This window comes from Lichenibacterium ramalinae (assembly GCF_004137085.1).
In the GTDB taxonomy this organism is placed as follows: Bacteria; Pseudomonadota; Alphaproteobacteria; order Rhizobiales; family Beijerinckiaceae; genus Lichenihabitans; species Lichenihabitans ramalinae.
This window is the reverse complement of record NZ_QYBC01000003.1, coordinates 1-24,567: the sequence shown is the minus strand read 5'-3', so window position 1 is coordinate 24,567 and position 24,567 is coordinate 1. Positions and strand designations below refer to the sequence as shown.

Genomic DNA, 24,567 nt, shown 5'->3' with positions numbered 1-24,567 from the left:
GGCTGATCGACGCTCCGCTCCACTCGGGTCGACGGAGACGGGCGACGCGGTCGCGGAGGCGGGGCAGAAGCCCTGCGGTCCGCCCGCCGATAGGCCCATCACATCCTGCAAGCTCCGGCCTCCGTGTCCGGGTAGGCCCGGGCGGCCGCCACCGTGTCAACCACCCTGAACCAGGCGTGCGGTGCCCGAAGCTGCTCGGGCGGCAGGACGTCCACCACGTAAAGGTCGTGCGTCACCATGTGGTCGCTCGCCCGCCAAGTGGCGTGGCGGGCGAACATGTCGTCGAACGTGCGATCGTCGAGCACCTTCACCACCGCGTCGGCGTCCGTCGTGCCGGCGGCCCTGACAGCTTCGAGCCACTGCGTCGTCGCGGAATAATCGGCCGCCTGCGCCGCGGTCGGCCGGAGCCCGCCGTGCGCGGCGGCAAAACGGTCCGCCCAGGCCCGCGCCCGGTCGTCCATGTCCCAGTACCACGGCACGGTGGCGCGCACGCCGGCGTAGCCGCCCCGCGCCCGGTCCACGTCGGACAGGTAGAGCAGCGCGGTCGTGAGGTGGGCCGGCGCCCCCGCGGCGTTGACCTGGGTGACCTTCTCGTCAGCATCCGCGCCGGCGCTGAAAATCCCGATCACGTCGGGCTTCAACGCCCTGGCCTCGCTCAGCACGGGGGAGAGGTCTGGCGCTCCCACCGGGACCACGAAAGACTTCAGCACGGACCCACCCTGCGCGGCGATGTGGGGCGTGAAGGCCGCGACGGCGCTCCGGCCGAAATTGGCGTCCGCCACCACGGCGACCCAGCGCTTGCCGTCAGGCAGGCGGGCGACGCTGTCTGCAGTCGCGGCGGCGATCGCGGACGCGTCGAACGAATAATGGTAGGTGTATCCGTTACAGGCGCTCCGCGTCAGGGCCGGCGTCGCGGCCAGCGTCACGATTTCGAGGCGGTGGCGCTCGGCCGCGACCTTCGAAGCCGCGATCGCGATCGGCGAGTTCTGGACGTCCATCAGGAGGTCGGCGCCGGCGTCGAAGGCGCCCTCGGCCAAGGCCCTCACCCCGTCCGGCTTGTTATGGTCGTTGCGGGCATCGACCACGACCGGGCGCCCCAGCACACGTCCGCCGAAGTCTTCGACCGCCATGCGGGTCGCGTCGACGCCGCCCGAGCCGGAGCGGGCGTCGTAAAGGTTGCCGTCGAGGTCGGTGATCACCGTGATCCTGACGGGCACGCCGTCGCGGTCCTGAGCCCGTCCGGCGTCCGGCGCGCCGGCCACAGCGAGGAGCGCGGCGGTGGCCGGAAGGAGCGCACGAAGCGAGGGCATCCGGGGTGGCGTCGACATGGCAAGTCCTCGATCGATCGCTTCGAGGGCCAGTGCGCGGCGCCTCGCCCCCCAGTGCCACGTCAACGGCCGTCCGGCGCATTTGGGTCGAACACCGCACCGTGAAGCGGTGCGGCAGCGCCTTCGATGGGTCTGGTCGCGTCCGGCGCTCGGAACGCGTCCCTCAGGCCGATGCAGGGGATGTCCGCCTCCGTCCTGATGCGGATTGCATCGGCGGTGGCGGACGGTGGGATAGCGGCCGACCTGTTCCTCGGCCCCATGGTGGGGCGCCTGTCGCGCCTCGCCCGAGCCGTCAGCCGCGCGACCCGGAACGACCGCTTCGAAGCCGCATTCCGAGCTGTAGAGACGACGACCTTGGGTCGAGAGCGGCGTCCCCGCGCGGGGGGGGGCGAGGGTGGGTGGGGGCGAGGGTGGGTGGGACGCCGAAAGGCCGCGTTACGAACCGGGCATCGCATAGCTCACGATCCAGTACGGTGCAGCGCCGTCCGAACGCCGACTGCGGGCCCCTGTCATGGAGGAGCCCATGGGCAGCCTAGCCGACGTGGTTGCGATATCGTCGCTGTACGCCGTGAACGTCGAGCACAAAGGAGGCATCGATTTCCGGCCGCATCCTCGCTATCTATCGCTCGTAAGGGACGACGAGCCTGGAACCGGGGTGGAGGATGTCGGACGCGATCGAGATCGCCCATGGGCCCTTCGGCCGTGTCGCCTTGCTCGACATGGATCGAGGGCTGGTGCGCCACGCCCATCCCCACTGTCACGTTCTCCTTAAAGTTGAAGGTGACGACACGCAGTTTCTCGTCGGCGATCACATCGTGTCTCTGACAGACGATCAGGCCGTGCTCGTCAACGCCTGGGAAACGCACAGCTACGTTCACGACCCGAACCGCGACAAGGCCATCATCCTGGCCCTCTACATCGAACCGGCTTGGCTCGGGGCCTTCCGCACCAACTGGGTGGCCAGCGGGGCGCCAGGCTTTTTCGCCGAGCCCACCGGCACCGTGACGCACACGATCCGGCGTTTTGCCCACGACCTCGCGGCCGAGATGGTCAGTGATCCGGATTCCTCGCGCATCCAGGACGACCTGCTGTCGGGATTGATGGTGGCAGCACTGGAGCGCTTCACGGCGTGGCGCGAGGTCGGCACGTCGTTGCGCGATCGCGCGCGCCGCAGCAATCCCGACCACCGCATTCGTCGCGCCGTGGCGAAAATGAAAGGCGAGCCCGGCTTGCTCGACGGTGTCGAGGCTTTGGCGCGGGACGCCGGCCTGTCACGAGCCCATTTCTACCGACTCTTCGAGCAATCAACGGGTGCCCCGCCTCACGTCTTCCTGAATGGGATCCGCATCGAGCGTGCAGTCGCGGCCATTGTCCAAGGACATGGCAGCCTAGCCGAGATCGGAGCCGATCTCGGCTTCGCCGCACCCAACCATTTCTCGCGCTTTTTCCGAGATCATTCTGGCGTGTCACCGAGCGCCTTCCGGGCCCTCGCTCGTCGGGCCGCCAACGTCGCCGCGCCCGAGATTTGAGACGTTTCGGTCAGCCGTGAGACGCGGCGGCATGGCACGACGTCCTTTGAACAGCCAATCTCACCCCCGAACGGCCCCCCGGAGCGGTCGAACGGCTCCTGCCGTGCTCGCCCGGATCGCAACGATAGGCGGATCCAAAGGATCTGTCGGGATGTGCCGACCGGGAGAGTATCTTGGGTATCCAGGGCGAGCAGTTCATCAGGCCATCCGTGGAGCGCGTCGAGGACGCGACTCTCCTATCGGGAGGTGGTCGTTACATCGACGATCTTGGCACGCGGCCCGGCACACTGCATGCCGCGATCGTTCGGTCGCCCCACGCCCATGCCGACCTCCTCGCCATCGACAAGGCGGCCGCGCTGACCCTGCCGGGCGTCGTCGCGGTCATCACGGGCAGCGACCTCCTCGACATCACGACGGGTCTCGTGCCGGCCCTGCGCGTCTCGGTCGATGCGCGCGCCATCGCGGTCGACCGCGTTCGCTACGTCGGTGAGCCCGTCGCCATCGTTCTGGCGGCGGACCGCTACCGGGCGGAAGACGGTGCCGACCTCGTGACCGTGCGCTATCGGGGCCGCCCGGCCGTGGTTGACCCCGAGGCGGCTCTCATTCCGGATGCGCCTGTTCTACACGGGGACGTCGGGTCCAACCTGATGAGCGACCGGAGCTTCGCTTACGGCGACCCGGATGGGGCCTTCTCGACAGCCTTGCACAGCCTTGCCGTGACGGTCCGTTATCCTCGCAACACCGGCTCGCCGATGGAGTGCTACGGGGTCGTGGCCGAATATGATCCCCACGAGGATGCCTATGACGTCCTCGCCAATTTCCAGGGGCCGTTCAGCATCCACGCCGTCATCGCCCGTGCCCTGAAGGTGCCCGGCAACCGCCTGCGCCTCCGCACTCCGCCGGACAGCGGCGGCAGCTTCGGCGTCAAACAGGGCGTCGCGCCCTATGCGGTGCTGATGGCGGCGGCGGCCCGGGTTGTCGGCCGGCCGGTGAAGTGGGTCGAGGATCGGCTGGAGCATCTCGCTGGCTCGGTCTCGGCCACCAACCGCGTCACCATCCTCACCGCCGCCTTCGACGCCGAGGGCCGTGTGGCGGCGCTCGACTGGGACCAGCTCGAGGATTGCGGCGCCTATCTTCGCGCGCCCGAGCCCGCCACCCTCTACCGCATGCACGGCAATATGACGGGCGCTTATGCGATTTCGCACGTGCGGATCCGCAACCGTGTCGTGCTCACCAACAAGCTCCCCACGGGGCTCGTGCGCGGCTTCGGCGGTCCCCAGGTCTACTATCCATTGGAGCGGTTGATGCAGCGCATCGCCCGCCATCTCGGGCTGGACCCCCTCGACGTCATCCGTCGCAACCTGATACCGGCCGACGCCTTTCCGTACCGGACCGCCACTGGCGCGCTCTACGACTCTGGAGACTATCGGCAAGCACTCGACATCGCGGTGGGCGACGGCGGCCTCTCTGCGCTCCTGGGCCGACGCGACGCGGCCCGCGCCGAGGGGCGCATCTACGGCATTGGGTTCACGGCGGCGGTCGAGCCCAGCGTGTCCAACATGGGCTACATCACGGCAGTTCTGACTCCGGCGGAGCGCGCCAAGGCGGGACCGAAGAACGGTGCGCAATCTACCGCCACGATCACGCTCGATCCCGTCGGCACCGTCACGGTGCAAGTCGCCTCCGTGCCGCAGGGCCAGGGCCACCGCACCGTTCTGGCCGGGATCGTGGCCGACATCTTCGGCATCCCTCCCGCCCAGGTGCGGGTCACGACCGACCTCGACACCGCCAAGGACGCCTGGTCGATCGCATCCGGCAACTACTCGAGCCGCTTCGCCGCCGCCGTCGCCGGCGTGGCGCATCTCGCCGCAACCCGCCTGCGCGACAAGCTCGCCCGCATCGCGGCGGCGCAACTGAACCTCAAGGCCGAGGACCTCGTCTTCGCGGGTGGGCGGGTGTCGTCGCGCACCAATCCTGATGCCTTCCTGCCGTTCGCCCGCGTCGCCGCGACGAGCCACTGGTCGCCCGGCCTCGTGCCCGACGACGTGGGTTCGGCGATCCGCGAGACGGCCTTCTGGACACCGCCCGAACTCACCGCGCCCGATGCCGAGGACCACGTCGCCTCGTCGCTCTGCCACGGTTTCATCTTCGATTTCTGCGGCGTCGAGGTGGACCGCGCGACCGGCAAGCTCCGCATCGACCGTTACGTGACGATGCACGACTGCGGCGTGATTCTGCACCCCGGGATGGTCGAGGGGCAGGTGCGTGGCGGCTTCGTCCAGGCGCTCGGCGCGGCCGTCTACGAGGAGCTCGTCTACGGCGAGGACGGCGCCTTCCTGTCGGGCACGCTCGCCGACTACCTATTGCCCACCGCCACCGAGGTGCCGGATCTGCGCATCCTCCACTTCACGAGCCCCTCGCCCTTCACGCCGCTCGGCGCCAAGGGCGTCGGCGAGGGCAATTGCATGTCGACGCCGGTCTGCCTCGCCAATGCGGTGGCGGACGCGCTCGACCTCGACACCCTCGACCTGCCTCTGACGCCCGCGAAGCTTCGAGCCCTGGTGGCGGAGGCGGACGAGGTGCCGCCGCCGGCCGGCCACCGCCCGGCCACGCCCGCCGCGAAGCCCGGCGACCGCACGCTGCGCGGTGCCGGCGCCACGGTCGTAGCGGCGGCGCCCGAGGCGGTCTGGGCCCTGCTGCTCGATCCTGACGTGCTGGCTTCCGTCATCCCCGGCGCCCACGGCGTCAAGAAGCTGTCCGACACCCATTTCACCGCCGACGTCACCCTGGGGGTCGGCCCGGTGAAGGGCCGCTACGCGGCCGACATCACCCTGTCGGACCTCGATCCGCCACGTGGCGCCACCCTCACCGGCACGGTGTCGGGCGGGCTCGGGGACGGCGGCGGCACGGGGCGCGTCACACTGGAACCCGACGGCTCCGGCGGCACCCGCATCGGCTACACCTACGAGGCCGCGGTCGGCGGCAAGGTCGCGGCCGTCGGCGGGCGTCTGCTCGACGGCGCCGCCCGCGTCGTCATCGGGGGCTTCTTCGCGGCCCTGGCCCGACGGGCGGGCGGCACAGGCCAGCCTGGCCTGATGCGGCGCCTGCTGGCCCGGGTCTTGGCCTCGACGGGCGTGAGGCCATGAAGCCTCCCGCCTTCGACTACATCCGCGCCGCCCACCTCGACGAGGCGCTCGGCGCGTTGCACGCCTCGGGCGGGGACGCCCGCATCCTGGCGGGCGGCCAGTCGCTGATGCCCATGCTCAACATGCGGCTGACCCGGCCCGCCGTGCTGATCGACATCATGCGCCTCGACGCGTTGGCTCAGCCGCGGCTCGAGAAGGGTGCGCTGGTGGTGCCAGCGGGGGTGCGACAGGCGGCACTGCTCGATCGCGCCACGCTGGTCGACGAAGTGCCGCTCCTCGCCCAGGCCCTGCCCTGGGTCGGACATGCCCAGACGCGGGCGCGAGGCACGCCCTGCGGCTCGGTCGCCCATGCCGATCCCAGCGCCGAAACGCCGCTCTGCCTGCTCGCCCTGGAAGGCGAGGTCCGGTTGCGATCGAGGAAGCGCGCGCGAGTCGTCAAGTCAGTAGACTTCTTCACCGGCATGATGGTGACCGCCAGGGCCGAGGACGAGATGGTGGAGGCGATCGCGCTGCCGCTGCGTCGGCCCGGCACCGGCTACGCCTTCGCCGAAGTGGCGCGACGCCACGGCGACTACGCCATCGTGGCCTGCGCGGCGACCGTGGACAGCCGCCGGATCAGGCTCGCGGTCGGCGGCGTCGCCGATCGCCCCACCGCCCGCGACCTGCCGCTCCTCGACGGCTCCGCCCTCGACGACGCTTTGAACGCTTTCGCCTGGGACCTCGGAGCGGGCGAGGATGTCCATGCCACGGCGCGCTACCGGCGCGACCTCGTCCGCCATCTCGGCCGGCAGGTGATCAAGGAGGCTCTGCGATGCCGAAACTGAGCGCCGCGTCCCGCCACAGCGTCTCTTTCACGGTGAATGGCGTGGCGAGGAGCGTCGAGGTCGAATCGCGCACGCTGCTCACCGACGCGTTGCGCCACGGGCTCGGGATGACCGGCACCCACGTCGGATGCGAACACGGCGTCTGCGGTTCCTGCACGGTCGCGATCGACGGCACCATGGCGCGTGCCTGCCTCACCCTGGCGGTGGCGGCCGAGGGATGCGACATCCGCACCGTCGAGGGTTTGGGCCTCGGACCGGGCCGGCTCGGGGTTCTGCAGGCCGCCTTTAAGCGGCATCACGCCCTCCAGTGCGGCTTCTGCACGGCCGGCATCCTCATGTCGCTCGACACCTACCTGCGCCGGCACCCGGACCCGTCGCGGGAGGAGCTGACCCTGGTGATCGGCGGCCATCTCTGCCGCTGCACCGGCTACGCCCCGATCGTGGCGGCCGCCCTCGACGCCGCCGCCGAGCTGCGCGGCGCGCAGAAACACCCGGAGGAGACAGCCCATGCTTGACCTCGGCACGAGCTTCCTGGCGAGCGTGTCGCGCGACCCCGAGGCCGTCGCGGTCGTCGACGGCAACACGCGCCTCACCTATGCGGCGTGGTATCGCGCTATCTCGGCGGCCGTGACGGGCCTCGGCGAGCTCGGCCTGACGTCGGGCGACCGCCTCGTCACCGTCCTGCAGAATCGCTGGGAAGCGGCGACCCTGCACTGGGCCTGCCAGTTCGCCGGCGTGGTCGTCGTGCCGTTGAACTGGCGCACCACGACCGACGAACTCGACCATGCCCTGTCGGACTCGGAAGCCAGCGCAGTCTTCTACGAGCCGGTCTCGGCCGCCGCCGTCGCGGCGAGCCCTGCGGCAGCGGCCCTGCCGCGGGTCGTGGTGGGCGCGGCGGCGCGACCGGGCGAGACCGCCTTCACCGACATCGTCGCCCGCGATGCCGCTCCGGCACGGGCCCTCGCCTCGGCCGAAGCCCTGTCGTTGATGCTCTACACGTCGGGAACGACCGCGCGGCCCAAAGGCGTGCCGCGGCGCCACAGGGCCGAACGCGCCGCCGCTCTGGCCCATGTGGCGCAGAACCTCTACGGGCGGGGCGAACGGACGCTCGGAGTGATGCCGCTCTACCACACCATGGGGGTGCGCTCGCTCCTCGCCATGTCGTTGATCGGGGGCACCTTCGTGTGCCTGCCGCGCTTCAGTGTGTCGGAAGCGCTGCGCCTCATCACGGCTGAGCGGGTGACCAACCTCTACCTCGTGCCGACCCTCTACCACGACCTCGTGCATCACGCCGATTTCAGTGTGACGGACGTGTCCACCGTGCGCAAGCTCGGCTTCGCCGGCGCCTCGATGACCGATGGTCTGCTGGCCCGGCTCGAAGAGGCGTTCCGCCCGGATCTCTTCGTCAACCACTACGGATCGTCGGAAGTCTATACGTTCACGATCGACCAGGACGCGCCCCGGAAGCCCGGCTCGGCCGGCCGCGCCGGCCTCAACACCATGGTGCGCGTGGTGCCCTTCGGCGCGCTGGATCCCGCCGCGACGGCGGGCCCGGGCGTCGAGGGCGAGATTGCCGTCATCGCGGGCGGCGACGAGGCCTTCGAGGGCTACTGGCGCCGGCCCGAGGCGGACGCCAAGGCCTTTCGAGGCGGATGGTACTTCACCGGCGACACCGGCTACGCCGACGCCGACGGCGACATCTTCGTCACCGGTCGGATCGACGACATGATCATCACGGGAGGCGAGAACGTGTCGCCCGTCGAGATCGAGAGCTGCCTGTCGCTGCACCCGGCCGTGTCCGAAGTGGCCGTGGTGGGCTTACCGGACGAGCGCTGGGGCAAGATCGTCGCGGCCTTCGTCAAGCGCCGCGCGCCGGTCGACGCCGCGGACCTCGACGCCTATTGCCGGGCCGCCGGCCTGCCGAGCCACAAACTGCCCCGCCGCACGGTCTTCGTGGCCGAGATCCCGAAATCCCCGGTCGGCAAGCTGCTGCGGCGCCGGCTCGTGTCGGGCGACTACGCGCTCGAGGCCGCGTCGCCCTTCTCCCCTTCCTCCTTCGTCAAGGCCCTGACATGACAGATCCCCGCCTGACCGATCTCGACGGTTTCCGCGTCGCGATCGACCCCGCCCGCGAGCGCGCCGACATCGTGCTCGACCGCCCGCCGATGAACGTCATCGCCATGCCGCAGCGTGACGAACTGCGCCTCGCCTTCGAAGCGCTCGACGAAGACCCGCGCGTGCGCGTCGTCGTGCTGCGCGCCGAGGGCGAGCATTTCTCTTCCGGCGGCTACATCAAGGGCTTCCTCGACGCCTCGCCCGAGCACGTGTCGCACCTCGCCTGGAACATCGCAGCACCGGCGCGCTGTTCCAAGCCCGTCATCGCGGCCAACCGGGGCTACACCTTCGGCGTGGGCTTCGAGATCTCGCTCGCCTGCGACTTCCGTGTCGTATCGGAAACCTGCCGCTACGCTTTGCCCGAGCAGAAGCTCGGTCAGATCCCGGGCTCGGGCGGCTCCGCCCGGCTCCAGGCTATCGTCGGCATCGCTCGAACCAAGGACATCGTCATGCGGTCGCGGCGCATCCCGGGCCGTCAGGCGCTCGACTGGGGCATCGCCACCGACTGCGTGCCGGATGCCGACCTCGAGAAGACCGTGGACGCGCTGGTAGACGAGCTCCGGGCTTTTTCCCCGCTGGCCCAGCGCACCGCCAAGAAGTTGCTGAACGACAGCGAGAACGCCACCGTGGCGACCGCCATCGAGCTCGAAGGCCATTGCTATAGCCGCCTGCGGCAGTCGGACGATTTCCGCGAGGGTGTGACGGCCTTCCACGAGAAGCGAAACCCAACCTTCCGCGGGACCTAAACGGGTCTTGCCGTAACCCACCCCGCCGGCGCGCTGCCGGCGGTCCACCGCAGCACAACGACGGCCAAAGGCCGCGAACCCCGGCCGCACCGCGTCCGGGTAACGACGTCGCATGTCCTGAAACTGCGCCGCACCATGAGGGGGAAACGATGACCGCCACGACAGCGCTAGATGAAGATGTCCTCGCGAAGCCGACGAACCGGCAGGTCGCCGCCGCCTGTGCGGCCTCGCTCTTCGGATGGGGGCTCGATCTCTTCGATCTCTTCATCCTGCTCTACGTGGCGCCGGTCGTGGGCGGGCTGTTCTTCCCGGCCGATGAGCCGATGCTGTCGCTCGCCGGCGCCTATGCCTCCTTCGGCGTGACTCTGCTGATCCGCCCCTACGGTTCCGCGCTCTTCGGCTCCTATGCGGACCGTTTCGGTCGCCGCCGCACCCTCATGATAGCGGTGATAGGCGTCGGCCTGTCGACGGCGGCCTTCGGCCTGCTGCCCTCGGTGGCGCAGGTCGGCTGGGTCGCGACCGCCATTTTTCTCGCATTCCGCCTCGTACAAGGCATTTTCGTGGGCGGCGTCGTCGCGGCCTCGCACACGATCGGCACGGAAACCTTGCCGGAACGCTGGCGCGGCCTGATGTCCGGTGCGGTCGGCGGGGGCGGCTCCGCCATCGGCGGCCTGCTGGCCTCGCTGGTCTTCTTCGTCGTGTCTCTGATCGCTCCCGGGCCGGCCTTCGCCGCATGGGGCTGGCGGCTGATGTTCTTCTCGGGCCTCCTCACGTCGATGGTCGGGTTTCTCCTGTTCCGCAATCTCGAAGAATCGCCGATCTTCGCCCGCCTGCAGCGGCAGAAGACGCTGCGGGGCTCGGCCGGAACCGTGGCTTCTCCCATCCGGCTTCTACTGTCGCCTGCCCACCGGCGAAACTTCCTCGTGGCCGTCATGCTGTCCTTCGGCGGAGGTGCCGCCTACTACCTCACCTCCGGCTACCTCCCGAGCTTCCTGAAGCTCGTCAACGGCGTGGCCAATGCGAACGCATCGCTGATGCTGGTGGGCGCCAACGTGGCCGCGGGCCTCGGCGCCTGCGCGGCCGGCGAGCTCAGCCAGCACTTCGGCCGGCGCAGGGTCTTCCTCGTCATGGGGGTGGTCCGGCTGGTCGCCTTCCCGGTCCTGTTCCTCGCCATGGGTTCGAGCACGGACATCACGCTTCTCACCGTCTACGCCCTGCTTCTCTCCTTCACTGCCAACGCCAGCTACGGGCCGCTGCTGATCTACCTGAACGAGAGCTTCCCCACGGCACTGCGCGCCACCGGCACGGGCCTGTCGTGGAACGTCGGCTTCGCGCTCGGCGGCATCCTGCCCACCTTCGTGTCGCTGGCGGCGGGGGCATCGAGCCGCATCCCGGTCGTGCTGGCCGCCTTCACGGTCGGCGTGACGCTGGTGTACCTCGCAGGCGCCCTGATGACGACGGAAACGCGCGGCAACCTCGAGCGGATGTGACGGACGTGCAGGACCGCGCCATGAGCGACGATCCGCTGTGGGGCTTCGCGCTGGGCTTCTATGCCCGGCCCGGCATGGCGGCGGCCTGCATCGCCTTGCAGGACGAGGCCGGCTGCGACGTCACGCTGGTGCTCTGGCTCCTGTGGTGCGCCGAGACCGGGCGCCCGCTCGACGCGGGCGTGATCGCCGCCGCGAACGCGCGCCTCGCGCCCTGGCGCGCCGCGGTGGTCGCACCGCTTCGCGCCGCGCGGCGAGCCATGAAGGGCGGCCTGCTGCCCGGCATCGACACGGACGCCTGTCGTGAACGGGTAAAGGGGGTGGAGTTGGAGGCGGAGCGGCTGGCCTTGGCGGCGCTGTCCGCCATGGCGCCGGAGGCATCGAGGGTCGAGGCCGGTGCGGCGGCCCGCAACCTCGCGCTTTACGCCGACCATGTCGGGCGCGGGCTGCCGGCCGCGGCTGTGCGGGCCCTCCTCGGGACGTGAGGGCCGGGGACACGGTGGCGTGTCGTGGTCCTCGGATGCGGGACCACGGTCATCCCCTCACGTCGATGGGCGCTCCTCACCCTTCCAACGCCTGACCCCGCCCGAATCGATGTCGAAGAGATCGAGCATCCTCCCCACCGTGTGGTCGACCATGTCGGCGATGCTCGCCGGTCGCGCGTAGAAGGCCGGCACCGGCGGCGCGATGACGGCGCCGAGGTCGGACAGGGCCGCCATACTGCGGAGGTGCCCCGCATGCAGCGGTGTTTCGCGCACCATCAGCACGAGCCGCCGCCGCTCCTTCAGCACCACGTCGGCGGCCCGCGTGAGCAGGCCCGATGTGACGCCGCTGGCGATCTCCGACATGGACCGGATTGAGCAGGGCGCCACCACCATGCCGCGGGTGCGGAACGAGCCCGAGGAGATCGCCGCGCCGATGTCGGCCTGCGCGTGGCAGCGCGTGGCCAGCGCCCGCACGGCCGCGACCTTGAGGTCGGTTTCGTGGGCCAGCGTCACCTCGGCGGACCGCGACATGACGAGGTGGCTCGGGATATCGAGGTCGCGCAGGATTTCCAGAACCCGCACGCCGTAGATCACCCCGGACGCCCCCGAGATCCCGACCACGAGGGGGACGTTGGCGCTCATGGCACAGCCCGGACGTCGATCCGGCGCTGGGCGGCGTGCTGCGTTTCCATCCCCGAACCTCTCTGCTGGAGCTCTTCTGGACCGGGCCTGTGTCGCCGTGGACGGACGCCTGTCACCAAAGAGCGTTACGGAGGGCCCCTTGGCATGTCGAATCAGGATGGTTGATGGCCGCCATCAGCGATGCAGCGCGCGCGCCGCCCATCACGGCCCGGCCGTGATCCTGTCGCGGAGGCCCAGCGTGGCGGCGGCGAGTTCTTCGGTCAGGGTGGCGACGAATGTCGTCGCGGCCGTGCTCAGCGGCATGTCGCGGCGATGCACAATGGCAAGCTGGCGGACCAGGGAGGGCTCACCGATGCGATAGGCCCTCAGCGATCCATCGGCGAGATGCCGGGAGACCGCGATGGCCGGCAGGATGGTTAACAGGGCGGACCGCCTCACGACCTCGGCGATCGCCGGCACCAGATCGAGTTCGAGCTTCGGGGAGAGAGCGACGCCCTCCGCCCTCAACCACAGATCCAGGGCCGAGCGGAGCCCGTTGCGCGGCGAGGGCAGGAGCAGATCGAAGCGCGCGAGGTCGTGCGGACGCAGCGGGAGCGGGACCGTCAGTTCCGTGTCGCGCCCGCCCACCAGGACCATCTCCTCACGGCACAGGGCTTCGACCACGAGGCCGAGCGGTCGTTCCGGCCGGTTGATCACGGCGAGGTCGAGCGAGCCGTCCCCGACCCCCGCGATGAAGCTCGACGTCGTGCCGTCTGCCAGCGACAGCTCGACATCCGGGTGAGCCTGGGCGAAGCGCAGGAGCACGCTTGGTACCACGCTCATCGTCAGCGACGACAGGATACCGGCCGTGACGCGGCCCGACACGGCGGTCGACAGGCGCGCCATGGCGGCATGCGCCGCCGCGACGTCGTCGAGGATGGGGCGGACGAGGCGGTGCAGCGCGCGGCCGGCGACTGTGGGCACCACGGCCTTGGGCTGCCGGTCGAACAGGATCTGGCCGAGTTCGCGCTCCAGCTTGGCGATCTGCATGCTCAGCGCGGGCTGGACCACGTGGACCCGCTCCGCCGCCCTCGTGACGCTGCCCTCCTCGTAGAGCGCGACGAAATAGGAGATCTGACGAAGGTCCATGGCCCCGTTCCCGTGATGGCGCGCATCAATATTCCTGATTTTGCAAGGGCCCAAGCGGGGCCTACCCCTGGTGTTCAGACGGCATCCGAGATCGTCGCCCTGGAGGAGCCCCCCATGAGCCGACCCGCCCCCGTCCGATCGCTCCGCGCCTGGCTCCAGCGTCTGGCGGGCGACGGGCGGCTCGCCGTGGCCCGTCCGGGCATCGACCTGAGGCACGAGGCCGCCGCGGTCGCCAACCGCCTCGATGGCAGGAGCGCCACGCTGTTCCCGCGGCCGGGCGGCCATCCCGGCACGATCGTGTCAGGGCTCGTGTCGAGCCGCGCCTGGATGGCGGAAGCGCTCGGCACCACCGAGGACGACCTCATCGCCCACTACACCCGGGCCGCCGCCGGCCCGATGCCCTGGTTCGAGCTGCCGACCGGCCCCGCCCAGCAGGTCGTCCACCGGGACGACATCGACCTCCTGAAGCTCCTGCCCGTGCCGACCCTGAACGAGCACGACAGCGGCCCCTACATCTCGGCCGGACTGATGATCTCGCGCGACCCCGAGACGGGCGTACAGAACGTGGCCATCCTGCGCTGCCAGATTAGCGGGCCGGATCGCATCGGCGTGCTCGTTCTCCCACGCCACACCGACAATTTCTATCGCAAGGCGGAGGCGGCCGGCCGCGGCCTGGAGGTGGCGCTGGTGGTGGGGGTCGATCCGGCCTGCCTCCTGGCCTCGCAGGCGATTGTGCCGCTCGGCCACGACGAGCTGGAGATCGCCGGAGCGCTCACGGGCACGCCGCTCGAGGTCGTCCGATGCCTCACCAACGCCGTCCGCGTGCCGGCCGAGGCCGAGATCGTCATCGAGGGACGCCTGCTGCCCGAGGTGCGCGAGCCCGAAGGTCCGTTCGGCGAGTTCCCGCAATATTACGGCGAGCGTGCCGAGCGCCACGTCATGCAGATCGATGCCGTGACGCATCGCGAGAGCCCCATCTTCCACATGATCGTGGGGGGCGGCCTCGAACACCTGCTCCTGGGCGCCATCCCTCGCGAAGCGACCATCCTGGCCACGCTGCGGCGCAGCTTTCCGGGCGTCGAGGACGTGCACCTGTCGCTCGGTGGCGTCGGGCGCTACCACCTCTACGTCAAGCTGAAGAAGACGCAGGACGGCGAGGGCAAGAACGTCCTGCTCGGCGCCTTCGCGGCTCACTACGACATCAAGCAGGCCGTGGTGGTGGACACCGATGTCGACATCCACGATCCGCGAGAGGTGGAATGGGCGGTATCGACGCGGTTCCAGGCCGATCGCGACCTCGTCGTCGTCACCGAGGCGCAAGGCTCGAAGCTCGACCCCTCGGCCCGCGACGGCGTCGGCGCCAAGATGGGCCTCGACGCCACCGTGCCGGTCGGGGCACCGCCGATGAAGTTCAAGCGCATCGCCGTCCCGGGCCAGGCGAAGGTCGACCTAGCCGCCGCCATCGACCGCGACGCCGACTGGCGCACCGCCGCAGGGCTGTCCCATGGCTGAGCTCCCTCGAGAGGTCGACGTGCTGGTCGTCGGCGGGGGCTCGGCGGGATGCGTGGTGGCGAATCGCCTGTCGGCCGACCCGGGCCGCCGCGTCCTGCTGGTGGAGGCCGGCGTCGATACGCCGCCCGGGCGAGTGCCGCCCGAGATTCTCGACAGCTATCCCATGCCGCTGTTCCACGGCGACCGCTACGTCTGGCCCGGCCTCGATGCCGCCGTGACGACGGATGCGGCCGGGCGGCAAAGACGGCGCGCCTACGAACAGGGTCGGGTGATCGGTGGTTCGTCGAGCGTCAACGTCCAATCCGCCAACCGCGGCCTGCCGCGCGACTACAACGCCTGGGCGGCGCTCGGCGCGACCGGCTGGGGTTGGGACGAGGTCCTGCCCTACTTCCGCAAGCTGGAGACGGATCTCGACTTCGATGGCCCGCTGCACGGCCGGGACGGACCGCTGCCGATCCGGCGCATCCTCGAGCCGGACTGGCCGCCCTTCGCCCGAGCCGCTGCCCGCGCCTTCGACGCGAGTGGCCTACCGCGCCGCACCGACCAGAACGGCGAATTCGAGGACGGGATCTACCCGACGGCCTTCTCAAACCGGGACGACGCCAGGGTCTCGGCCGCCGCCGCCTACCTCGATGCTGCGACGCGCGACCGCGCGAACCTCGCCGTCGCGGCCGAAACGACGGTCGTGGCCCTCTCGACCGCGGGGCGTCGCGTGACGGGCGCTGTCTTGCGTCGCCCGGACGGCTCCGAACGCGTCGTCTCGGCGCGGCATGTCGTACTCTGCGCCGGTGCCCTGCAGTCGCCGACCCTGCTGCTGCGGGCCGGAATCGGACCTGCCAAACACCTTCGGGAGTGCGGGATCGCGATCGTCGCCGACCGGCCCGGCGTCGGCGCCAACCTCCGCGACCATCCCGCCCTGACGATCGCTCAGCACTTGCCGCGCGCCCTGCGCCTTCCCGTCGCGTATCGGAGGGCGAGCTTTCTCGCGCTGCGCTACTCGTCGGGTCGCCCTGGCGGCAGCGCCTCGGACATGTACCTCACCGCGTCGGCCCGTGGCGGCTGGCATGCTCTCGGCCGCAGTCTGGCGCTCTATTTCCTTTGGGTGAACCAGCCCCATTCGGTGGGCCGCCTGCGCTTGCGCCCGTCCGACCCCGCCGGTCTCCCCGACATCGACCTCGGGCTCCTGTCGGACCCGCGCGACCTCGATCGCCTCGCGTCCGGCGTGCGCATGCTGGTCGGCCTCGTGGTCTCGCGGCATCTCAATCCCAACCCGCACGAGCTTTTCCCGGCGAGCTTCTCCCCCGCGATCAAGCGGCTCAGCGCCGTGACACCGCGCAATGCCGGCCTGACGGCGCTCTTGGCACGGCTGCTCGACGGTCCGGCCCCGCTTCGGCGATCGATGCTTCGGGCTTTCACGGGTGGGAGCGACCTCGTATCGCTGTGTCGTGCCGGCGGCGAACTGGAGGACTACGTCCGGAACAACGTTTTCGGGGTTTGGCACGCCAGCGGAACCTGCAAGATGGGCGACCCGGCAGATCCAAAAAGCGTCGTCGATCCGCGAGGACGCGTCATCGGGATAGACGGGCTGACCGTCGTCGACGCTTCGATCATGCCGCGCCTCCCCAGCGCCAACACCAACGTGCCTGTGCTGATGGCAGCCGAAAAGATCGCCGACGTCCTGATCGCACGGTGACGCGAACGTCCCCTCCACGACGTTTCAAACCTATCCAGCTTGGCCGTGACGGGGGCAAGCCGCCGCGGGGGGATCAGATGAGCCGACCGCCGCGACCCGTGGCGGACGAACGGCGGAACACCTCCCAGAGCGGCCCGATTGGCAATTGACCGCCGCCCAGGGCCCATCGCCGATGCCCGGACCGCTCGCCATCATCCGCGTCGTGGACCTGACCTCGATGATCTCGGGGCCGCTTGCCACCATGATGCTGGATGACCAAGGGGCGAGCTTCAATAAGGTCGCGGCGCCAGGCAGCGGAGCCCACACGTGTCCGGCGCCAACCGGCGCAGCGGCGCTCTTCGCCAGTGCCCAAACCGGCGAGGGTAAGCACGTTCGCCTGTCGATGCTCGACGCCGTAGTGGCCTTCCTCTGGGTCTCCGGACATGGGCAGCCGCACTTCCGTGGGCGACAGCCTGCCTCAGCAGGAAGCGGCGAGCTTCGTCGACCTGATCTACGACACCGGTGACGAGCCCATCAGCGTCGCGGTGTGGTCCGAACGTGAATGTCACGCCCCAGCCCAGGCGGTCGGACGGCCAAACTGGTTGGACAATCCCCGTTTCCGAACCGTCGCGGACCGCCAGCGGAACATCGACGCCCGCCTCGCCCTGACGCAGGAGGTGCTGCTGGCGCGGACTGCCCGCCCCCGACTGGCTGGAGCGGCTCGCCACCGCCGGCGCGCCATGCACCCCGTTCTGACCCGCAACGCGACGCTCGACGACCGGCAGGTCCGGGCCCACGGCATCGTGACGGGACTCGACCATCCGCGCGCTTTTCAGGCACCCCGGCGACGGTCGACGCGCCCGCGCCGGACTACGGGGGCAAACGCGGAAGCGGTGCTGCGCGAGGTCGGCGTCAAGGCGGGGCGTTTCGCCCCGACGTCGCCGCATGGCTGCACGGCGCACCACAAGTGGTTGCTCTGGCAGGTCGGCAATTCGGCCCGATGGCGGGCCAGCTCAGCCACTTCCGCAACTACGCGCTCGGCGAGCATATTTATTCGCTCGACCGCTACGCCGCCGAGTACCGCCGCTACCTCGATATCCTGGAACGCCGCCTGGCGGGGTGCGACTACATCCTGGGCGATTATGGGATTGCCGATCTGGCATCCTGGCCCTGGGTGCTGATCGCTAAGCCGCTCGGGCAGTCGCTCGACGATCTCGCCAACGTGTCGCGCTGGCGCGCCGCGATCCACGACCGGCCGGCAGTGCGGCGCGGCATTGAGCTCGCTGAAGACCTGCGCCGCTCAGCATCGCCTACAGATGAGGAGCGCCGCATCCTGTTCAATCAGTCCGCGCGGTCGTGAGCGCGACGCTGGGCAGTCGGTGGCCGGCTTGGTGTGAGCGTCAGTTGGCGATCTATCTAAACGTCTGGTTCAGGGGACGCCCCGATCTGCGTCGAACGACCGGCGTGGGTCGTGAAGAGACGATTGCTCTCACACAATCATGGAGCGACAGAGGCCTTGCGTTGGAGGAGAACAAGGGAGAGGGGTCTTCGACGCCATTCTGCAACCTCCGCTCAGGCAAACTTCACGTCTTTTCGGGCGATCACAGTCAGCCAGGGGGACCGTCCAAATGGGCAGTCAGTGCGGTCTCGACAAAGCGCGCAGCTTGGAGAGCCGCACCATCCATCCCGATCCCTGCGATCACCTGCACGCCGAGCGGCAAGCCTGCCCCCGGCACCGGTATCGTGATGCAGGGGACCCCGAGCAGCGTCCAAAGGCGGTTGAAGCGGGAATCGCCTGTCGACCCATAGCCGGCCGGCGCTGGGCCGGTCGCAGGCAGCGTCAGGATGACGTCGACATCGTCGAACAGGGAGGACGACCGGCCGCGGGCCTCCCTCGCCACGCGCATCGCGGCATCGTAGACGGGAGGCGTCACCGACCGGGCGGCATCGAGATGAGCGCGCAGCATCGGGGCGAGCGCACCGCGGTGGCTGTCGTATTCCCAGCGCAATGCCTGCACTCCCTCAAAATCCTGGATCGCGCCATGTGCCGCGAAGGCCTCGGCGAACACGTTCGGCAGGTCGAGGTCGCTCACGATCGCGCCTGCGCCCTCCGCCGCCGCGGCGGCCCGCCGGAGAGCCGCCATGCCTTCCGGCTCGGGCGCGTCGCAGAAGGGGGGGACCACGACCCCGATGCGCGGCGCGTGGCCCGCGGCAACACGGTCGAGATCCGGCCGCCCGGTCATCAGCGCCAGCGCGTAGGCGGCGTCGGCCACGCCCGCCGTGAAGAGGCCGAGCGTGTCGAGCGTCCAGGAGAAGCACTTCATGCCGACCGTCGGGAGCAGGCCGAAGGAGGGCTTTACACCCACCACGCCGCAGTAAGCGGCGGGCCGGATCACCGAGCCTCCGGTCTGGGTGCCGAGCGCCAGCGGCAGCATGCCGGCCGCCACCGCCGCCGCCGACCCAGCCGACGAGCCACCCGGCGTGTGGCCGGGCGCGCGCGGGTTGCGGGTCGCGGCCGGGTCGAGGAAGGCGAAGGCCGTCGTGGCCGTCTTGCCGAGCGGGACGGCCCCGAGCGCTCTGAGCCGCGCCACCGCGGGAGCGTCGGCGCGAGGATGCCAGCCGTCGTAGATGGAAGATCCCATTCCGGTCGGGAGGTGGGCCGTGTCGATGACGTCCTTGACGCCGACTGCTATTCCGGCGAGCGGCCCCAGGCGGGGCACGACGGGGGAGGGATCGAGGCTCGCGAAAGCGCCGACCGCCGGCTCACACTCCGCGATGGCGTCGCGCACGAGGGCGATCGCGTCCTCGGGTGTCAGAGCGCCGGATGCGATGCGGGCGCACAGGGCGAGGAGCGACAGCATGGGTCCGTCCTGGATCGTGGTCACGGGGAAGGGAAACATCGGGGTCGCCCCAACACGGCCTCGCACCAGGCGGCGACGCGCAGCAGGGAAAGGTCGCCCCGATACCGGCCAACGAGCTGGAGGCCGAGCGGCAGCCCGCCCACCGTCTGGCCGGCCGGCAGCGCGAGCGCCGGCACGCCGAGGCAGGTCCAGGGCACGCAGAAGCCGGGGTCGCCCGTGAAGGCCAGCCCGCGGGGTGCCGCGCCGGGCGCCGGCAGGGTGAGGACGACGTCGTGGGGGCCGAGCGCCGCGTCGAAGCCGTCGCGCAGCTCCGCCTGTCGCCGGAGCGCCGCCGCGTAGGCGGGAGCGGGTAACCCCGCCCCCTCGGCCACGAGGTCCTTCAGGTGTGCGCTGGTCCTGTCGGGGTGGAGCGCGACGAGCGCCGCGAAGATCGCCGACGCCTCAACGGCCAGGATGGTGCGGGCTTCACGCGCGAGACCCTCGATATCGACCGGCAGCGCGTAATCTTCGACCGCGGCGCCGGCCGCCGCGAAAGCGCGGGCCGAATCCTCGACCAGCGCCCGCGCGTCGGCATCGGCCCCGCTCCACAGCGGCGTGCGGACGAGCGCGATCCGCGGCGGCCTGTCCAGCGGCAGGAGCCCCGCCGCGGGGTCGATCGCGAAGGGCGGCGGCGGCAGGCCGTGCCGATCCCGCGCATCGACCTCGGCGAAGAGCGACAGCGCGTAGGCGGCGTCCCCGACCGAGCGGGTGAAGAATCCGACATGGTCGAGCGAGCCCGCGAGCGGATGGACGCCGACGCGTGGCACCGCGCCGAAGCTCGGCTTGAGCCCGACGACGCCGCAATAGGCGGCCGGTCGCACGATCGAGCCGAAGGTCTGTGTGCCGAAGGCGAGGGGCGCCAGCCCCGCCGCCACGGCTGCGGCCGAGCCGCTCGACGAACCGCCGGGCGTGTGGGCGAGGTCCCAAGGGTTTCCGGTTGGCCCGGGCTGGCGCCAGGCGAATTCCGTCGTCACGGTCTTGCCCAGCACGCTGCCGCCGAGCGCCTTCAAGCGCTCGACCACCCAGGCGTCCGCGTCGGGAACGCGATCGGCGTAGACCGGGGAGCCGTTAGCGGTGGGAAAGTCCCGCGTGGCGACGATGTCCTTCACCGCTACCGGCACGCCCGCCAGCGGGGCGTTGAGCACCGACATCGCGTCTTTGCCGGGCGCATCGCCGGCCAGCACCGTGAAGGCGCGGAGCGCGGGATCGATGCGTCGCGCCCGCGTCAGCAGCGCGGCGCGGTAGGCGGCCGCATCGAGCGCGCCCGACCGTAACGCCAGGACGGCCTCGGAAAGGCCGAGCGCGTGAGACTCCATCCCGCCGTTCCTACTTGATGTCCATCGCCTTTGTGATGAAGGTGCGGTCGACGAAGCCCTTGTAGTCCGGCTGAGCCGCGAGGTTGCCGAGCGCGATCTGGGTGTCGAGCGCCAGGTTCAGGGCGGCGGGCGCGATGTCGACCCCATCGGGGTAGACGTGGTCGGCCAGCATGCGCTTGACCGCGCTCTCGACCACGGCGGGGTCGAGGGTGGGGAACTCCTTCTTGGCCACCGCTACGGCCTCCTCGGGCCGGCTCTGCATGAGCTTCAGGGCCGCCTCCATCCCGTCGACGAAGGCTTGGGCCACGGCGGGATCCACGTCCTTTCGGGCACTGACGGCCGAAAAAGCGTAGGGGCCGTAGCGCTCGGGAAAGCCCAGCACGACCTTCATGCCCTTGGCGACGACTTGGTCGAGGCCGGGCTCGTACATGACGCCGACCTTCGCCTGGCCGGCCAGCAGCGGACCGGGCTCTGCTCCCAGTTGCACCTGCAGCAAGTTGACGTCGTCCTTCGACATGCCGTTCTCCTTCAGCAGCTTCAGGAACAGCGACGTCGAGGTGGTGGGCATCAGGCCGGACACGACCGTCTGGCCCTTGAGGTCGTGCACGTCCTTGAAGGCGACGCCCGGGGCCGTGACGATCCAAACGGCAGCGCCGTTGACGACGTTGGAGATAATGCCGACCGGCGCGCCCTTCGAGGCCGCGACCGCGGTCCATTCCGGGCCGTGGATCGAGAACTGCGCACTCTTCGAAATCACGGCCGAGAGCGCCACGCTGGGGGCGCCCGCGGTCTCCTTAGTGACGTCGAGCCCCGCCTTAGCGAAGAGCCCGTCGTCGAGCGCCACGTAGAGCGGCAGGTAGAGCATCGACTGGAAGGCCTGGGACACGGTGGCCTTGAGGTTCGACGCCCGGGCCGGGGCGACGGCGGTCGGCACTGCGGCCATCACGGCCGTGGCGAGGAGGAGGGCGGAGCGCAGGGATTTGATCATGGGTTTGTCCGTAAGGGCTCGTCCGGCCGGGGCGCAGTGGCCCGGGCGCGGCAGGGGGAAAGGAACTCGAGTGGGGTCAGACCTGCACTTGGCCGGCGGTCGACACTTGACGCCAGGGGAGGATGCGACGCTCGACGAGGTCGATGAGGTGGTAGAGCACGAAGCCGACCGCCATCAGCACGAAGAGACCGACCCATACCGAGTCGAGGTCGTAGAGCGACGAGGCCGTGTAGATCATGTGGCCGAGGCCGCGCTGGGACGAGATGAACTCGCCCACGACCGCGCCCACCAGCGCGAAGCCGATGTTGATGCGGAACAGGCCGATGATGGCGGGCAGCGTCGAGGGGACGATGACGCTGCGGAAGATGCGGTTCTTCGTGGCTCCCATGGACGCCAGCAGCGCCTGGAGGTCCGGGTCGGCATCCCGCGCCGCGCCGTAGGCGGCGATCAACGCCACGAGCGCCGTCAGCGACACCGCCAGGGCCACCTTGGACACGAGGCCCGTGCCGAACCAGAGAATGACGATCGGCGCCAACGCGATCTTCGGTACCGAGTTGATCGCCACGATGAAGGGCTCGACCACGCGTGCCACGAAGGTCGAGTACCAGAGGCCGAGGCCGATGGCCGAACCCGCAACCGTGCCGATGACGAAGCCCAGGATGGCCTCGACCAGGGTTGTCCAGGTGTCGATCGCGAGGTCGCCACTGGCGAGCTGGGCGTGGAACATCCGCCAGATGCCGAGCGGAGCGCCGACCAGGAACTCGGTCAACCAACCGGCGTCGACCGCCGCCTGCCAGCATGCCAGGACGATCGCCACGGCGGCGATCTGGATCAGCCCGCGGCCGAGCGTCGTGTCGATCGCACGTGCCATGGGACCCGGACCGCGGCGCACCGGTGCGACCTTCGGCTGGTCGAGGGCGTGGCTGCTCATCAAGCGACCTTTCTGCGTGTCTGGATGTCGAGTTCACCGCAAAGCGTATGGAAATAGTCGGAGAAGGCGGGGTCGCTGCGGGCACCGATCGGCGATCGGTCGGCCAGCACGATGTCGTGCACGGCCTTCACCCGCGTCGGGCGATTGCCGAGCACCACGACGCGCTTCGACAGCGCCACGGCTTCGTCGATGTCGTGGGTGACCAGCACGACCGTCTTGTTGAAAGTTTCCACAGCGTCGAGCAGCACGCCTTCGAGGTAGAGGCGCGTCTGATAGTCGAGGGCCGAGAACGGCTCGTCGAGCAGGAGGATGTCTGGGTCCGTGATGAGGGTTCGGATCAGCGCCGCACGCTGGCGCATGCCACCCGACAGGGTTTTGGGATAGGCGTTCTCGAAGCCCGACAGGCCGAACGTGGAGAGATACTCCCGCGCCGTGTCGAGCGCCTGCTTCGGCTCGACGCCCTTCATCTCGAGGCCCAGCATCACATTGCCGAGCACCGTCCGCCAGGGGAACAGAAGGTCCTTCTGCATCATATAGCCGACCCGGCCGCGCAGGCCTGCCACCGGTTCGCCGCGGAACGTCATGCTGCCCGAGTCCGGCTCGAGAAGCCCCGCGATGACGTTGAACACGGTGGTCTTGCCGCAGCCGCTCGGCCCGATGATGCTGACGAAGTCGCGCTCGTGGATGTCGAAGTCGAGGCCGTCGAGGACCGGCACCGGACCACTCCTGGCCGGAAAGCTCTTGCGGATATCCCGCAAGCTCAGTTGAATCGTCCGGGACGTGTCGTTCGCCGTCATGCTCGCTCCACCGCTGTATGCAATCCAGCAAGAATCGCACCAGACGGTCGGTGGAGGCCCTCGCGTCGACAAATTCAGGAGCAGTCCTTACCGCCCGTTTCGGGCGGCGGCGCAGCGTTCGCCACCGGCTGGCATGATCAAAGGCCAGGCGACGCCGCTGACCGGAACATCCGTCTCGAGGGTGCCCCAATCGGCTCGCTACGGCTGGGGAGGGTCGACTCCGGCTAGCAACGGCTAAACGGCGAAGCAGGGTGGATAGCGGAACGGCTGCTCTCGGACGAGCCCCCGACCAAAGCAGACCTTCGACAGAACGGGACCCCAATTAGACGAAGCAGCGATCGCGTGACACGTCGACGAGGAGAGCAAAAGCTTGCGACGCCTGACGCCGCTGCTTTGGGTGAAAGGCTGTTATCCCGTCTAGGGCGGCAACGAATTATCCAGAACGGCGAAAGAAGGTCTTGGCGGCCACGGTCAACAACACCTATGTTCAGCGACATACGCAAGCCCGAACCCTGCCAGAGTTGCTTTCGTGACCCCGAAGAACCGTTCTTTGCTTTTCTGGGATCGCAACGGAAAGTACAAGAAAATCTACTTTAAACTTTTTGTGATGCCCCTTGCTCGTCTACGTCGAATACGGCACGAGCTATATGATACCGGTCGCGCCGACGTCGCAGTTCGCTGGAGGGATCAGGCCACTTGAGGCAAGCGTTCCAGAAGCTTACCGAGCGTAACAGGATAGTCGCGCACCTGAACACCCGTGGCGTTATAGACCGCATTGGAGATGGCCGCTCCAACTCCGCAAAGTCCGAGTTCCCCTACACCCTTGGCCTTCATGGGATAGGCCTTGTCAGTCTCGTTGAGGAAAACGTTCTGGTGCGGGATGTCGAGGTGTACCGGCACCTCGTAGCTCGCCAAGTCGTGATTGACGAAGAGGCCGAGCCGCTGTAACTACCCAGGGGGTGCGCAGGTCGGCTGAGGGCTGTTAGGCGCCGATGGTGCCCAGCACGGTGCTGAAGGTGCT

The 24,567-nt window shown here is 69.5% G+C and carries 20 protein-coding genes and 2 pseudogenes; 13 read left to right on the top strand and 9 right to left on the bottom strand.

What is annotated here, in order from left to right; all coding sequences use genetic code 11:
• Positions 1 to 98: 98 nt before the first annotated feature.
• Entirely contained in the window at positions 99 to 1,217 is a 1,119-nt protein-coding gene (locus D3272_RS04345; RefSeq protein ID WP_165361213.1) for an ABC transporter substrate-binding protein, read from the bottom strand.
• Between the two features lie 773 nt (positions 1,218 to 1,990).
• Between D3272_RS04345 and D3272_RS04340 the strand changes: the two genes are divergently transcribed.
• The 8 genes from D3272_RS04340 (at position 1,991) to D3272_RS04305 (ending at position 11,660) form a co-directional block, all read left to right on the top strand.
• A complete protein-coding gene (locus D3272_RS04340) occupies positions 1,991 to 2,857 on the top strand; it encodes a helix-turn-helix transcriptional regulator (RefSeq protein ID WP_129217929.1) in 867 nt (288 codons plus the stop codon).
• 173 nt (positions 2,858 to 3,030) lie between these two features.
• The gene (locus D3272_RS04335; RefSeq protein ID WP_129217928.1) at positions 3,031 to 6,003 is read left to right on the top strand and encodes a xanthine dehydrogenase family protein molybdopterin-binding subunit; all 2,973 of its coding nucleotides are present in this window, start codon (positions 3,031 to 3,033) and stop codon (positions 6,001 to 6,003) included.
• Positions 6,000 to 6,827: an FAD binding domain-containing protein gene (locus D3272_RS04330; protein WP_129217927.1), complete on the top strand. Its 828-nt coding sequence runs from the start codon at positions 6,000 to 6,002 to the stop codon at positions 6,825 to 6,827. Before D3272_RS04335 ends, D3272_RS04330 begins: the two co-directional genes overlap by 4 nt.
• Positions 6,815 to 7,342, top strand: coding sequence for a (2Fe-2S)-binding protein (locus tag D3272_RS04325; protein WP_129217926.1), 528 nt, complete (start codon positions 6,815 to 6,817; stop codon positions 7,340 to 7,342). The genes D3272_RS04330 and D3272_RS04325 overlap by 13 nt, the downstream gene beginning before the upstream one ends.
• Positions 7,335 to 8,903 carry an AMP-binding protein gene (locus D3272_RS04320; RefSeq protein WP_129217925.1) on the top strand — a complete coding sequence of 523 codons (1,569 nt, stop codon included), beginning with the start codon at positions 7,335 to 7,337 and terminating at the stop codon, positions 8,901 to 8,903. Before D3272_RS04325 ends, D3272_RS04320 begins: the two co-directional genes overlap by 8 nt.
• A complete protein-coding gene (locus tag D3272_RS04315; RefSeq protein WP_129217924.1) occupies positions 8,900 to 9,688 on the top strand; it encodes an enoyl-CoA hydratase/isomerase family protein in 789 nt (262 codons plus the stop codon). The genes D3272_RS04320 and D3272_RS04315 overlap by 4 nt, the downstream gene beginning before the upstream one ends.
• A gap of 149 nt (positions 9,689 to 9,837) precedes the next feature.
• Positions 9,838 to 11,178, top strand: coding sequence for an MFS transporter (locus tag D3272_RS04310; RefSeq protein ID WP_129217923.1), 1,341 nt, complete (start codon positions 9,838 to 9,840; stop codon positions 11,176 to 11,178).
• A 20-nt stretch (positions 11,179 to 11,198) separates the two neighbouring features.
• A complete protein-coding gene (locus D3272_RS04305) occupies positions 11,199 to 11,660 on the top strand; it encodes a TIGR02444 family protein (protein WP_129217922.1) in 462 nt (153 codons plus the stop codon).
• Positions 11,661 to 11,717: 57 nt separating this feature from the next.
• Here D3272_RS04305 and D3272_RS04300 read toward each other — a convergent pair whose 3' ends face one another.
• Positions 11,718 to 12,302 carry a UbiX family flavin prenyltransferase gene (locus D3272_RS04300; RefSeq protein WP_129217921.1) on the bottom strand — a complete coding sequence of 195 codons (585 nt, stop codon included), beginning with the start codon at positions 12,300 to 12,302 and terminating at the stop codon, positions 11,718 to 11,720.
• Between the two features lie 201 nt (positions 12,303 to 12,503).
• Complete coding sequence (locus D3272_RS04295; RefSeq protein ID WP_129217920.1) at positions 12,504 to 13,430, bottom strand: LysR family transcriptional regulator; 927 nt, start codon at positions 13,428 to 13,430, stop codon at positions 12,504 to 12,506.
• 114 nt (positions 13,431 to 13,544) lie between these two features.
• On the opposite strand from D3272_RS04295, the gene D3272_RS04290 reads away from it, so the two are divergent.
• The 5 genes and pseudogenes from D3272_RS04290 (at position 13,545) to D3272_RS27840 (ending at position 17,974) form a co-directional block, all read left to right on the top strand.
• On the top strand, positions 13,545 to 14,942 hold the full coding sequence (locus D3272_RS04290; protein ID WP_129217919.1) for a UbiD family decarboxylase: 1,398 nt from the start codon (positions 13,545 to 13,547) through the stop codon (positions 14,940 to 14,942).
• Complete coding sequence (locus D3272_RS04285) at positions 14,935 to 16,635, top strand: GMC family oxidoreductase (RefSeq protein ID WP_129217918.1); 1,701 nt, start codon at positions 14,935 to 14,937, stop codon at positions 16,633 to 16,635. Before D3272_RS04290 ends, D3272_RS04285 begins: the two co-directional genes overlap by 8 nt.
• Before the next feature lie 172 nt (positions 16,636 to 16,807).
• Complete coding sequence (locus tag D3272_RS04280) at positions 16,808 to 17,140, top strand: CoA transferase (protein WP_129218146.1); 333 nt, start codon at positions 16,808 to 16,810, stop codon at positions 17,138 to 17,140.
• Positions 17,058 to 17,462: pseudogene (locus D3272_RS28360) on the top strand (CoA transferase); the annotation flags it as partial. The gene D3272_RS04280 and the pseudogene D3272_RS28360, both read left to right, overlap by 83 nt.
• Positions 17,463 to 17,614: 152 nt before the next feature.
• Positions 17,615 to 17,974, top strand: a complete 360-nt coding sequence (locus D3272_RS27840) for a glutathione binding-like protein (RefSeq protein WP_129217916.1) — start codon at positions 17,615 to 17,617, stop codon at positions 17,972 to 17,974.
• 247 nt (positions 17,975 to 18,221) lie between these two features.
• Here the strand turns inward: D3272_RS27840 and D3272_RS04265 are convergent, their stop codons facing one another.
• From D3272_RS04265 to D3272_RS04240, 6 genes and pseudogenes are all read right to left on the bottom strand, one after another.
• A complete protein-coding gene (locus tag D3272_RS04265) occupies positions 18,222 to 19,475 on the bottom strand; it encodes an amidase (protein ID WP_129217915.1) in 1,254 nt (417 codons plus the stop codon).
• A 20-nt stretch (positions 19,476 to 19,495) separates the two neighbouring features.
• The gene (locus D3272_RS04260; protein WP_129217914.1) at positions 19,496 to 20,830 is read right to left on the bottom strand and encodes an amidase; all 1,335 of its coding nucleotides are present in this window, start codon (positions 20,828 to 20,830) and stop codon (positions 19,496 to 19,498) included.
• 10 nt (positions 20,831 to 20,840) lie between these two features.
• Positions 20,841 to 21,818, bottom strand: a complete 978-nt coding sequence (locus tag D3272_RS04255) for an ABC transporter substrate-binding protein (RefSeq protein ID WP_129217913.1) — start codon at positions 21,816 to 21,818, stop codon at positions 20,841 to 20,843.
• Positions 21,819 to 21,894: 76 nt separating this feature from the next.
• Positions 21,895 to 22,749, bottom strand: coding sequence for an ABC transporter permease (locus D3272_RS04250; RefSeq protein ID WP_129217912.1), 855 nt, complete (start codon positions 22,747 to 22,749; stop codon positions 21,895 to 21,897).
• Positions 22,749 to 23,546 (bottom strand): ABC transporter ATP-binding protein, encoded by a 798-nt coding sequence (locus D3272_RS04245; RefSeq protein ID WP_129217911.1) that lies wholly within the window; start codon positions 23,544 to 23,546, stop codon positions 22,749 to 22,751. Before D3272_RS04245 ends, D3272_RS04250 begins: the two co-directional genes overlap by 1 nt.
• 687 nt (positions 23,547 to 24,233) lie before the next feature.
• Positions 24,234 to 24,488 (bottom strand): annotated as a pseudogene (locus D3272_RS04240) (xanthine dehydrogenase family protein molybdopterin-binding subunit); the annotation flags it as partial.
• Positions 24,489 to 24,567: the final 79 nt, after the last annotated feature.